Annotated in this window: 14 protein-coding genes and 2 pseudogenes; 11 read left to right on the top strand and 5 right to left on the bottom strand. The window is 31.9% G+C overall.

From position 1 onward, the window contains the following. Positions 1-78: 78 nt before the first annotated feature. From ACHRWY_RS06025 to ACHRWY_RS06015, 3 genes are all read right to left on the bottom strand, one after another. Entirely contained in the window at positions 79-270 is a 192-nt protein-coding gene (locus ACHRWY_RS06025) for a hypothetical protein (protein ID WP_395353347.1), read from the bottom strand. A 65-nt stretch (positions 271-335) separates the two neighbouring features. Further along, positions 336-470 (bottom strand): hypothetical protein, encoded by a 135-nt coding sequence (locus ACHRWY_RS06020; RefSeq protein ID WP_395353346.1) that lies wholly within the window; start codon positions 468-470, stop codon positions 336-338. Between the two features lie 71 nt (positions 471-541). After that, positions 542-2,098 carry a vitamin K epoxide reductase family protein gene (locus tag ACHRWY_RS06015; protein ID WP_395353345.1) on the bottom strand — a complete coding sequence of 519 codons (1,557 nt, stop codon included), beginning with the start codon at positions 2,096-2,098 and terminating at the stop codon, positions 542-544. 260 nt (positions 2,099-2,358) lie between these two features. Here ACHRWY_RS06015 and ACHRWY_RS06010 point away from each other — a divergent pair, with 260 nt between their 5' ends. Together ACHRWY_RS06010 and ACHRWY_RS06005 are read left to right on the top strand one after the other, a co-directional pair. Then, entirely contained in the window at positions 2,359-2,499 is a 141-nt protein-coding gene (locus ACHRWY_RS06010; protein ID WP_395353344.1) for an rSAM-modified peptide, read from the top strand. 148 nt (positions 2,500-2,647) lie between these two features. After that, positions 2,648-2,776, top strand: coding sequence for an rSAM-modified peptide (locus ACHRWY_RS06005; protein ID WP_395353343.1), 129 nt, complete (start codon positions 2,648-2,650; stop codon positions 2,774-2,776). A 41-nt stretch (positions 2,777-2,817) separates the two neighbouring features. On the opposite strand, the pseudogene ACHRWY_RS06000 reads toward ACHRWY_RS06005, so the two are convergent. Continuing rightward, positions 2,818-3,060 (bottom strand): annotated as a pseudogene (locus ACHRWY_RS06000) (helix-turn-helix domain-containing protein); the annotation flags it as partial. Between the two features lie 585 nt (positions 3,061-3,645). Then, a pseudogene (locus ACHRWY_RS05995) lies at positions 3,646-4,158 on the bottom strand (AraC family transcriptional regulator); the annotation flags it as partial. Positions 4,159-4,725: 567 nt separating this feature from the next. Here ACHRWY_RS05995 and ACHRWY_RS05990 point away from each other — a divergent pair. The 9 genes from ACHRWY_RS05990 to ACHRWY_RS05950 all read left to right on the top strand — a co-directional run bounded on the left by ACHRWY_RS05990 (position 4,726) and on the right by ACHRWY_RS05950 (position 12,677). After that, a complete protein-coding gene (locus ACHRWY_RS05990) occupies positions 4,726-5,904 on the top strand; it encodes an acyl-CoA dehydrogenase family protein (RefSeq protein ID WP_395353342.1) in 1,179 nt (392 codons plus the stop codon). 87 nt (positions 5,905-5,991) lie between these two features. Further along, the gene (locus ACHRWY_RS05985; protein WP_395353341.1) at positions 5,992-6,774 is read left to right on the top strand and encodes a DUF3050 domain-containing protein; all 783 of its coding nucleotides are present in this window, start codon (positions 5,992-5,994) and stop codon (positions 6,772-6,774) included. Positions 6,775-6,841: 67 nt separating this feature from the next. Continuing rightward, positions 6,842-7,588: an SGNH/GDSL hydrolase family protein gene (locus ACHRWY_RS05980; RefSeq protein WP_395353340.1), complete on the top strand. Its 747-nt coding sequence runs from the start codon at positions 6,842-6,844 to the stop codon at positions 7,586-7,588. A 51-nt stretch (positions 7,589-7,639) separates the two neighbouring features. Next, a complete protein-coding gene (locus tag ACHRWY_RS05975) occupies positions 7,640-8,464 on the top strand; it encodes a DUF6597 domain-containing transcriptional factor (RefSeq protein WP_395353339.1) in 825 nt (274 codons plus the stop codon). A 70-nt stretch (positions 8,465-8,534) separates the two neighbouring features. Further along, positions 8,535-9,494 (top strand): nitrilase family protein, encoded by a 960-nt coding sequence (locus tag ACHRWY_RS05970; protein ID WP_395353338.1) that lies wholly within the window; start codon positions 8,535-8,537, stop codon positions 9,492-9,494. A 78-nt stretch (positions 9,495-9,572) separates the two neighbouring features. Continuing rightward, the gene (locus ACHRWY_RS05965; protein WP_395353337.1) at positions 9,573-10,079 is read left to right on the top strand and encodes a GNAT family N-acetyltransferase; all 507 of its coding nucleotides are present in this window, start codon (positions 9,573-9,575) and stop codon (positions 10,077-10,079) included. Positions 10,080-10,155: 76 nt separating this feature from the next. Continuing rightward, positions 10,156-10,638, top strand: a complete 483-nt coding sequence (locus ACHRWY_RS05960) for a hypothetical protein (RefSeq protein WP_395353336.1) — start codon at positions 10,156-10,158, stop codon at positions 10,636-10,638. 28 nt (positions 10,639-10,666) lie between these two features. After that, positions 10,667-10,984 (top strand): hypothetical protein, encoded by a 318-nt coding sequence (locus ACHRWY_RS05955; RefSeq protein WP_395353335.1) that lies wholly within the window; start codon positions 10,667-10,669, stop codon positions 10,982-10,984. A gap of 214 nt (positions 10,985-11,198) precedes the next feature. Continuing rightward, the gene (locus ACHRWY_RS05950; protein ID WP_395353334.1) at positions 11,199-12,677 is read left to right on the top strand and encodes an ATP-binding protein; all 1,479 of its coding nucleotides are present in this window, start codon (positions 11,199-11,201) and stop codon (positions 12,675-12,677) included. The last annotated feature ends 6 nt before the right edge of the window (positions 12,678-12,683 follow it).

The following is a 12,683-nucleotide window of genomic DNA, read 5'->3' as shown; positions in this document are numbered from 1 at the left end:
GAGCGCCTACAAATTAAAAAAAACATGACTAAATTCTAAAAAAGGCTGTATTGTATTACTTTTAAAAAAGGTTAAAAATTAACAACAAAGACGGCTTGTATCACAAATACCTGGCATTGTATTTACAGGACAAGTGCCGCCTACAGGTACTAAAACACAACCGGTCTCGATTGCATATATCCAACATTCAGGAATTCCTCCTTTTATCGTTTTTTGCTCACTTTTACTTATTTGCTGAGCATTATCTAAATTCAAAATCTTCTTTAGCATACTTCTTTATTTAATGATAACAGAGAGACAAAAGTTCTCTGTTACCATTTTTAAAATGATCTAAATTAGCAAGCATACTCTTTATCAGTGGCGGGATTATTATTACAATCAAACTCAGGGGAATAAATCCCATTTATACTTTTTTGTTCTTCCACGCTCAACCTTTCTGTCCCTTCGTTTTTTAAAAATTTTTCTAACATAACTATGGTTTTTTTGTGTTAATAACTCTGAATAATTAATGACAGTCAAAAACTTCTGTCTATTTTTCAGATTATGCTGTTTTTTCTAAAACCTCAACTTCTTCTATAAAATCATTTAAGAAATATTTTAACTCACTTAAATCATATTCATTAGGAAACAATCTCTCATTTACAATTTTTACAGGAGTATAATTGAAATCATTTTTAGAACACCATTCATATTGCTTTTGTATTTCCTGATTAATCATCATACTTACCGAATCTACATGCCATTTTTTTAGCCATTTTTTCAGCCCTATATTTTTGATATGCCAGTCTGAAATTGCTTCAACCGTTTTTCCGGGACTTGATCTGTTTATCGTTAATAGTCTTTCAACCACGATTTTGTAAGGATTATCAATGTTTTCAGGATTAATATTAAATAAGACATTTAAATAAATCTTATCTGGAAATCTCAAAACTAAATCGAATGCTTCCTGAAATGTTTTATGACAATTTTCGCAACTCGGACTTATGATTACCGAAAGCTTAACCACCGCATTTCTGTTTCCAAAATTTAGGCCTCTTAAATCTTCAAGTCCTTTTATGTGAGGTACTTTTTTTGATAAAAAATTCAATAAAGAGTAATTTCTTTTAAATTTCTTCATCTCTTTAAGAGCGTTTTCACTACTTAAAACATTCTTTATTAAGGATCTTAAAACCAACCATGTCGGAACAAGAACAACTACAGACAACAGGAATGGAAAAATCTCTGTAAAACTAAAACTCAACGTAAACAAATCTGATGCAAACCAGATAGCACTCTGTACAAAAATCAAAGATGAAACCATTAAACACATCACGCACCATTTTTGAATTTCAAATTTTTGAATCCAAATGGATGACACTATAATGGGAATAGCCAGCAAGCTTAAAAAACCAACGAATATGGATGAGCTTAAAGGCTGAACCAAAATAGCAATCAAACTTGAGCTAAAAAATATTAATGGTAAATCCGGAAGGCTAATCCATTTATTCTCATTTGTCTGATTGTTATTAATCACTGAATTACATGATGAATTTGAACTAAGATTACAAAATTTTGATATTATACTATTTTTAAAACCTAATTTTTCCTGAACTATAAAAACACTTACTACAAATCCTAAAATTGAAGTGATTAAAAAAACAATACTAAACAAGTTATAGGTATTGTAGAAAAAAGATAATCCGGTTACTAATAAAAGAGGCAAACCATATTTTAACCAGCTGAATTCAACTTTTAAGTTCTCTCTGGCAATTACATTATTGGGTTCTATCGCCACAACAACTCCGTTCCAGTCCAGAAGAAATTTTTCATATGACATTTTTAAACTTCCTTTTTTAATAGTATTGATACGAACGAAATTTTTAGCCTTCTCTACCAATATAAGTTCTTCCTTAAAATAAGCTAAAAAATTCGATGGCAAATCTACTATTTGTTCCTTCGAAACTCTTACCGCAGCATTCTCAACAGATAGTAAATCAAGAGAATCTGTTATCGCAAATAAACTAGGATAATTTGGATGAGAAAGAAACAGATCCTTAAACTCATTTTTAATCTCCGAGTATCTATTTATTTGTAGAAATTTTTGGACAAGTTTTAACATCTTTTCGAATCTTTAAAATCACAATTACAATGCAAATATTGTTGTTTTTATTGGAAAAAAAGTGGCATATGCATACATTTTATTAATTATACTACATACAATTTATAAATTATATCAGTCTGAATAAAACATTTAATCAATTGCAAACCAGTTAATTACATTGATTTTATTTTCTCTAAAACGCTCAAAACCCTATTCTCGATTAAGGGTTTTTCTTTTTGTCTAGTTTTGATAAATCAATAACCCTAACATATAAAAACATGACAAATCAAGCATTAAAATTCGAAAATTTTGAGGGAGAAAAATTATCCAGACAACAACAAAAAACAGTTCGCGGAGGAGATGGAGAAGAGCCAACAAAAGGAAATGGTAATGGTAGTAACCAACCAGCAATAAAGTAAATTTATAATCGACTATAAATTAAAAACTGAAGCTTTTATAGTAGAAAAATTATCCTAAAACCAACAAGGATTTATTCTTGGAGACGGCGGAAATGATCCAAAAAAAAATAAATAATAATAGAATTAATCAACAAATAACAAAATAAACATGAAAGATTGTAAAGTAAAATTCGAAGATTTTAAAGTAGAACAATTATCAAAAAATCAACAAAAAGCTGTTCGCGGTGGCGATGATGATGATGAGCCTACAAAAGGACAAGGAAATGGAAATGGTTAAAAATCAATTTCCTTCATAAAAGATTCATCAGGTAGATTTTATTAAATATTATTCGCAAACTGAGCTGGAGATACTCCAGTTCTTTTGCGAAATGATTTGGCAAAAGAAACAGCATTTTTAAATCCAACACTTTCTGCTATAGCCTGCGTTGAATATTTACGATACATATGATTTGTAATCATTTCATTAATTACGTAATTAATCTTAAGTTCGTTCGAGTATTCTCCAAACGATTTACCAAATCTCTTATTTACAACATAGGATAAATAGGTCGTATTTGTTTTTATTTTTTTAGCGACATAAGGCAAAGTAAAATCAGCATGCAGGTACTCCAGTTTATTTTCTAAAGCTAGTAACTTCTCTACTATCTTATTTTCTTTAGCTTCATCAATACTTAGGTTAACATTTTCTTTTTTAAGCTGAACCTCTTCCGGTTCGGGTATTATTTCTTCAATTTCAGGGTTATTTTTCTTCTCTAAATTAGCCTTAAACTCTTCAATTAAAGCATTCATCTTTTTATGTGCCTTGTTTTTATCCCTTATATTCTTGATTAATAAAAACACGATGGTCACAAATAAAATGACATAAAAAACTTTCAAAGCTTTATTTAAAAAAACTTCATATTTATATTTTTCCTGAATGGTAACCATCTCATCGGTTAAATCTCCAACACCCAATTTGTAATTTACTTCTAAAACCTGATCATTTAATTTTGCTTCCGATTTTTCATAATTATCCAAATAAATCTTTGAGTGCTTATAAGCCAAATCCGGCTCCTTAAGAATATTGTAAATTTTTGCCTGATAATAATTCGATTTTAAGTAATCTACCTGATTTGTCTTGGTTATAGCACCAATGGAGTCTGATTTTTTAAAAAAGACCAATGCTTTATCGTATTTTTTTGTGGTAAAATATAAATCTCCTAAGTTATAATTTGCTGAGCAAAGCAATTCAGGTGTATTGTTTTGATGGGCCAAAAACACTATATCATAATACGTTTTTTCGGCATTTTTATAATCTTTCACAAAAGTATAGATGTTACCCAGACTTAATTTTGCGACGATCTTATTGTTTGTGAAATTTTGCGAATAACTAATTGTTTTTTTGTAAAAATATTCAGCTGAGTCCAATAGGAATTTCTGCTGCAAATTTTTTACATAATAGCTTTCATAGGAACTGGCTAAACTCAGGTTAATATTACTTTTATTATTTAAGAATTGTTCCCGGGTGTAAACATTTTCATTTTTATCAACAAAATCATTTAATTGTCTTAAATTTTTAATAGCCAGCCTGTAATTCCCAACAGCATCATTTATTGAAGCAATATTATTTTTAAATTTTACAATTTGAATGATGTCTCCAATTTCTATCGAAAGTTTCATGCCTTGCTGATAATTTTCTATCGCTGCACTAAAATTACCTCTCTTCCATTCTGCCAATCCTCCATAATTATATAGATAAGACTTAAGCTGTACTTTATCTCTTGATTCCGGCATTTTATCCAAATACTGAAATGCCAGCTTGTATTTTTCTTTAGATTTTTTAGAATCTCTTCTTAGCTGATATAAATACGACAATGCCCCATTTGAAAAAACCAAATGTTTGTAATTATTAGATTTTGCCATTTTATTGGCATATACAAAAGCGCTATCGACATTTACGTTAATATTTAATCGTATTTTATCTTGTAATACTACATATTCCTGTTCTGTTAAAGCACTTTTTTGTTGCGAAAAGGCACTATTCAGAACAAAAAAAAGTAAAAAAGAGATGATCAGCCTCATTTAGTTTATTTTTTGAATCTCAAAAATAGCTTATAAATTTTCAATAAACTAAAATTAATTTGTGTTTATACTATTTTTCTTTATTAACACTTATAAAAATATAACATTTTAACATTGTTTTGTTATATTTTTATTACGTAAATTTGTTTTGTAAAACTATCAAAAATGAAACCAGATTTATTTCAAGCCCCGGATTATTACAACCTTGACGATTTATTGACAGATGAACACAAATTAGTTCGTGAGTCTGCCCGTGCCTGGGTTAAGAGAGAAGTCTCTCCAATTATTGAAGAATTTGCTCAAAAAGCAGAATTCCCAAAACAAATTATAAAAGGATTAGGAGAAATTGGAGGTTTCGGACCTTATATTCCGGTTGAATATGGAGGTGCCGGATTAGACCAAATATCTTATGGATTAATTATGCAGGAAATTGAAAGGGGTGATTCTGGTGTAAGATCAACCTCCTCTGTTCAGTCTTCCTTAGTAATGTATCCGATATGGAAATACGGAAATGAGGAACAACGTATAAAATATTTACCAAAGCTTGCTACAGGAGAATTTATGGGCTGTTTTGGTTTGACCGAACCTGATCACGGTTCTGATCCGGGAAGCATGATTACTAATTTTAAAGATATGGGTGATCATTATCTTTTAAATGGAGCAAAAATGTGGATTTCTAATGCCCCATTTGCTGATATTGCTGTTGTTTGGGCAAAAAATGAAGAAGGACGAATTCATGGTTTAATTGTAGAACGTGGTATGGAAGGGTTTACAACTCCTGAAACACATAACAAATGGTCGCTTCGCGCATCATCAACCGGAGAACTGATTTTTGATAATGTTAAAGTCCCAAAAGAGAATCTTTTACCTAATAAATCAGGATTAGGCGCTCCGCTTGGCTGTTTAGATTCAGCAAGATACGGAATTGCATGGGGAGCAATAGGAGCCGCAATGGACTGTTACGATACCGCTTTGCGTTATGCCAAAGAAAGAATCCAGTTTGGAAAACCAATTGGAGGTACTCAATTACAACAAAAGAAATTAGCCGAAATGATTACCGAAATCACCAAAGCACAATTACTCACCTGGCGTTTAGGCGTTTTGAGAAACGAAGGTAAAGCAACCACTGCACAAATTTCGATGGCAAAACGTAATAATGTTGATATGGCTATTCATATCGCACGCGAAGCCAGACAAATGTTGGGCGGAATGGGAATTACAGGCGAATACTCGATTATGCGCCACATGATGAATCTTGAAAGTGTTATTACTTATGAAGGAACTCATGACATTCATTTATTGATTACGGGAATGGATGTAACTGGGATTCCAGCTTTTAAATAGTAAACAACTATTAAAATATATACAAAAACAATATAAAAAGCTTCTTCTAACCGAGAAGCTTTTTATATTTGCACAAAATTTACGAAAATGAACATTGAAACTATCAACAATAGCATTCAACCTCAAAAAGACCAACTTTTACAACATTCTTTATACAATAAAATCCGAAGCATTGATGACTTGCATATTTTCCTGGAAAGCCATGTATTTGCTGTTTGGGATTTTATGTCATTATTAAAAGCTTTACAAGCCAAACTTACCTGTACTACAACGCCTTGGTTTGCAACAAAAAATCCCGAAACAAGATATTTAATCAACGAAATTGTTCTTGCCGAAGAAACAGATTTGACTATTGACGGAAGAAGACAAAGTCATTACGAAATGTATATTGAAGCAATGGAAGATTGTGGCGCAGATACAAACGGAATCACTGCCTTTTTATCTGAAGTAAATTCGCTGCATAATATTTTTGTAGCCATAAAACAAAGCTCATTACATCCTGACGTAAAAGCATTTTTAGATTTTACCTTTAGAGTTATTGAAGAAGGAAAACCTCATCAGATTGCTGCTGCGTTTACTTTTGGAAGAGAAGACCTGATTCCGAGTATGTTCACCGCCATTCTGAAAAACTTTCAAAAAAATCTTCCTGAAACGGATCTGAGTAAATTACTTTATTATTTCGAAAGACATATTGAACTGGATGCTGACGAACATGGACCAATGGCCATGCAAATGATCGCTGATTTATGTGAAGAGGATGCTCAAAAATGGAAGGAAGTTGAAGAAATTTCGATTTTGGCATTAGAAAAACGAATCGGACTCTGGAATGCTATTGAAGAAGAAATTCTGATGAAAACAGAAATGGTATAAAAACCAAAACAAGCTATTCAACGTAACTATTTGTTTAGAATGAACCGAAATTTAATTTTTATAAATTATGAAACCTCATTTCAAACAAATAGTTATCGTTATCCTTTCTATATTCCTTTTAAGCTGCAGTTCTGAAGAAACGACTTCAGAAACTCCTATTCCTCCAGCGACACAGCTTCCTAATACCCCACTTGCGGGCACAATAAATTATTTAGCCTTAGGTGATAGTTACACTATTGGTCAAAGCGTTTGTGAAACGTGTCGTTATCCTGAACAATTAAAAGCAAGTTTAAAAGCAATTTATGCTCAAACTAACTTTTCATTAAAAGTAATAGCTACCACTGGCTGGACTACTTCTAATTTGATTGCAGCAATAAATAATCAAAATCCAGATCCTAATTATGATTTGGTTACACTTTTAATTGGGGTTAACAATCAATATCAGGGAAAAGATTTTTCTGTTTATGAAAAAGAATTTCCCGAATTAGTAAAAAAAGCAATCACACTTGCGAAGGGTGATAGGAAAAATGTACTCGTTATTTCAATTCCTGATTATGCTTATACTCCTTTTGGAACTACACAAATGCAAGGTCAGGGTACCAGAATTTCAACTGAAATCAATCGTTACAATTCTTTTGCAGAAAATTATTGTACAGTCAACGGCGTAACTTTTGTCTCCATTACAGATATTACCCAAAAAGGTCTTGAAAATCCAAATTTAGTCGCTACCGATGGCTTACATCCTTCAGCAGCTGCTTATGCTTTATTTGTAGACCGTATTTTACCTAAAGTAAAAGTGATTTTACAGGATTAATATCTCTAAATTTGTATAAATGCTTTTCGAGATTTATTATAGAATATCTTTATGCAGATCATACCCTCAAAAGAATTATCGCCATACATTAAACATTATCTGTTTTTAGATCATAATGAAACTGCTATACAGAAACTTCGTTTATTTTCTGATGGCAATACCGGTCTTGTATTCTCCTTGAAAAGTAAACTTATTTCGGGCCTTGATAATTATGAAGTAAAAAATTATTTACCCGCTTCTTTTATATATGGGCAACTCGATGGCTTTAAGGATATTTACTCTGACAATGAAATCTCGTTAATAATTGTAGTTTTTCAGCCCAACGGAATTCATCAATTATTAGGAATTCCAGCCAATGAATTTCAGGATTCTATTATTCCGGTTGAAGATGTATTTGGTCGAAAAATTGGTATACTTCAGGAAAAATTATCAGAACAAAATAATCAGGAAAGAGTTAAACTTTTAAATCAGTTTTTCAGCGCTTTAATCGTGACAAAACCAGTTTTAAATCAGTTTATCATCAATCATTCGTTGGATTTTATTGTGGCCCATAAAGGAGATTTCACTCTAAAACAATTGGTAGATTATACAGGTTATACTGAAAGACATTTGGAAAGAAAGTTCAAAGAATGCATTGGGTTAAACCCAAAAAAATTTGGAAACGTTATACGGCTACATTATTTCTTAAAACTACTAAAAGATAAATCCGATGAAACCAATCTAACAACGATTTGTTACGATGCAGGATTCTCTGATCAATCTCATTTGATAAAAGAATTTAGAAAACATACCGGAATAACTCCTAAGGAATATTTAGTTAGTACCGGAAAATTAACCAACAACCTCATCAAAACTTCGCCTGCATTCATACTTTAAAAATGTCGGTTTTATACAATTTACAGCACATGGTGTACACTAATTTTGACTTTCATTAATAGCGTACAATATGAAAAATCTAAAAATAGCCACGGCTCAGTTCGAGAATAAAAGCGGTGACAAAAATTATAATTTATCGGTAATCGAAAAACTTTCTGCAAAAGCAGCAAATGAAGGCTGTGATGTCATTTCGTTTCATGAATGTTCTATCACCGGATATACATTTGCAAGGCATTTATCGCAAGAACAAATGCTGGATTTAGCTGAAATTATTCCAACGGGAGAAAGCATTCTAAAACTTACTGAAATTGCCAAAAATAATGATATTGTAATTTTGGCCGGACTTTTTGAAAAGGATAAAAATGACAATCTTTTCAAAGCTTATGTTTGTGTCGACAAAAATGGTCTGGTGGCTAAATACAGAAAACTGCATCCGTTTATAAATCCTTATTTAACGCCTGGAGATCGTTATTGTGTTTTTGAAATTAAAGGCTGGAAATGCGGAATTTTAATTTGCTACGACAATAACATTATCGAAAACGTGCGTGCCACAAAACTTCTGGGTGCTGATATTATTTTCATGCCACACGTTACCATGTGTACGCCTTCGACCCGACCTGGTGCCGGTTTTGTGGCACCTGAACTTTGGGAAAACCGAGAAGCAGATCCCACTTCCTTACGATTAGAGTTTGATGGAATGAAAGGGCGTGACTGGCTAATGAAATGGTTACCGGCAAGAGCGTATGACAATGCCATTTATGCTGTATTTTCAAACCCGATTGGTATGGACGATGATCAATTAAAAAATGGCTGTTCGATGATTGTGGATCCTTTTGGAGATATTTTAGCCGAATGCCGCTCTTTTGATGACTCTTTTGCAACTGCGATAATTACTCCTGAAAAATGTGTGCAGGCCGGAGGAAGTCGCTATATAAAGGCTAGAAGACCAGAACTATACCGCGATATTATTGGACAAAATCACGTATCAGAGCAAAATGTGGTTTGGCTGAACGAGGATAAAAAAAGTTAAATCTAAAATTTTTACCCGCTTTAAGTCAATGAAAAATTACCTTTGTAAGATTGATTAATCTACAGAATACCCTTTATAATGGAATTTTTTAAAACTACAAAAGAAGATATCGATGCTGTTTTCGACATCTATAATGAAGCCACATCGTATCAAAAAACTGTCAACAATAAAAGCTGGAGAGGTTTTGAAAGAGCCCTAATAGAAAAAGAAATCGCAGAAAACCGTCATTTTATCATCAAAGAAGGAAATGAAGTTGCCTGTACCTTTGTGCTTACTTTTAATGATTTAATTATCTGGAAAGAAGCCAGTGCAGATCCGGCAGTATATCTTCATCGTATTGCTACAAATCCAAAATTCAGGGGACAATCCTATGTTAAGAAAATCATCGAATGGGTGAAAACATACGCCAGAGAAAACAATAAGGAATACATTCGTCTTGACACACATAGCGGAAACGAAAGAATAAACCAATATTACACAAGTTGTGGCTTTGACTATAAAGGAATCAGTACTATCGAATGGACAAGCGAATTACCGGAGCATTATAAAGAAGGTTCTTTTAGTCTGTTTGAGATTAAGCTTTAAATGACATTTTAAAAACTTATTAAAGTAATACAAATAAAGGAGAGGTATTACTTTTGTTTTCTAAAAAAACAAACCAATGAAGAATGTTTGTCAATTTGAAATAAGAAAAATTCAAACCATAAGAAACAACATCCTATTTGATTTTTTTATCAATGATGTACAATTATCTAAATTATTAAATATTGATCGTTTACAAGATCTTCGATTCTCTTATTTTGACTTAGATCTTATAGAAATTGATAAATTAAAATTTCCTCAATATGATGTTTTAAAATTCAAAAAACGAGCTATTAATATATATTTATGCAATGAAAAACCTAATAATCAATTTGAAACAGATCGAATAGTATTATATCGATGTCATTGTGGAAGCGATTATTGCGGCGTTATTTCCTGTGAAATAGATTTTGATAGTGATTATTTTTACTGGTCTGATATTCGATTTGAAGATGATAACAACAATACTCATCCAGATACAAAATTAATAAAAATGCTAAAATTTAAGCGTAAAAATTATGAAGCAGCATTTAAAAATTTCTTAAAAAAATATTATACTTGATAACATGTGTGTGTTTTAAAATATTGAAATGGACAAACTAAATTATTTAATAAAAAATGTTTTTATTGGACTTGAAAATCTTAACAACGGATTTGATTCTGAATCAATATATTATTTCTCTCAAGATGATTTTGAAATACTTCTCGATAGAATAGAAAAACTTGGTATTGAAATTTTAGGAATTGAACCCTGGAAAAATGGAGCGTTTTATGATGTCATGACAGCCGAAGATTTTAACTCAGATCCGAAATGGTATCGAAAAGCATTCTTAAAATTCAAAGAAAGTGGCGAAAATCTCCAGTATTCGGCTAGTTACGAAATATCCTCTGATTTATTAACTAGGTAAAAAACTCTATTCCTATACAAACAAACCCCTTATGAATTCTGCACAAGGGGTTTTTATTTATCAAAACAATAATTAAAATACAAGAAAAAACCTATAATAAAAATTGTATGTTATGAGCAATTCCACCAATTATCTCTTATAAATCCAGTTATTATATTTAAATCAAAGACATTTAGCTCAGTTAGGTTATATTTGGATAAATGCGTGAGAAAACATGAGTGAAAAAAAGATTATTCCGCCTGACAGCAATACTTCTCCAGAACGGAAAACAAATCATCACGACGAACTGTTGCTTGTTAATAAAAGACTTGCGCAACAAATAGAAGAGCGAAAAAAACGTGCCGCAGAGCTCATTATTGCCAATACAGAGCTTGCCTATCAAAACAAAGAAAAAGAAAAACGTGCTGCTGAACTGGTTATAGCCAATGCCGAACTGGCTTATCAAAATCAGGAAAAAGAAAATCGTGCTGCCGAACTTGTGATTGCTAACAGGGAATTGGCTTATCAAAATAATGAAAAACAAAAACGTGCAGATGAACTCAGTATTGCCAATTCTGAGCTTCTCTTTCAAAATAAAGAAAAAGAAAAACGTGCCGCTGAACTTGTTATTGCGAATGCAGAACTTGCTTACCAAAACAAAGAAAAAGAAGATCGTGCTGCTGAATTGGTTATTGCAAACAAAGAATTGACCTTTCAGAATAAAGAAAAAGAAAAACGCGCTGCTGAACTCGTTATTGCAAATGCAGAACTGGCCTATCAAAATAAGGAAAAAGAAAAACGTGCCGCTGAACTTCTTATCGCAAATACAGAACTTACGTTTCAAAACAATGAAAAAGAAAAACGAGCGGCTGAACTTGTTATTGCAAATGCAGAACTCGCTTATCAAAATCAGGAAAAAGAAAAACGTGCCGCTGAACTTCTTATAGCCAATACAGAACTTACGTTTCAAAACAATGAAAAAGAAAAACGCGCAGCCGAATTAATTCTTGCCAACAACGAACTCCAGGCATTTACTTATATATCCAGTCATCATCTTCAGGAACCTTTACGAAAAATACAGGTTTTTTCGAACCGGATCACTACAGATGAACATCAAAATCTAACAGAAAAAGGAAAATATTATTTTGACCGCATCGAAGTTGCTGCCTTTCACATGCAGGCCCTTATTAACGATTTATTGAACTATTCGCGAACCAGTGTAACCGAAAAGAAATTTGAAAATATCAAAGTCAATGATGTTATAAATAAAGTCCTGGAAGATTTAAAAACAGAAATAAATTTAAAAAAAGCAGTTATCGAAATATCAGGAGATTGTAGCGCTTATATCATTCCGTCACAGTTTCACCAATTAATAGGCAACTTAATCAGTAATTCTCTAAAATTTTCTATAAAAGAAAAAGCACCTCATATTACCGTAGAAAGTCTTTATACAAAACCTAAAACGAAGAGAAATAAATCTTCGACAGATTATTGCCATATTATTATTAGCGATAATGGTATTGGATTTGATCCGCAGTTTGAAAGCCGTGTTTTCGAAATGTTTCAGCAACTTAATAATAAAGCTGATTATAAAGGAACAGGAATTGGTCTTGCCATTGCAAAAAAAATTATCGAAAACCACAACGGAGTAATTACAGCAACCGGCAAATTGCATCACGGAGCCAAATTTGATATTTATATTCCGGTGGTATAATAATGA

The organism is Flavobacterium sp. FlaQc-48, assembly GCF_044007335.1.
In the GTDB taxonomy this organism is placed as follows: domain Bacteria; phylum Bacteroidota; class Bacteroidia; order Flavobacteriales; family Flavobacteriaceae; genus Flavobacterium.
The sequence above is the reverse complement of the archived record's forward strand: the minus strand, read 5'-3'. Positions and strand labels throughout refer to the sequence as shown.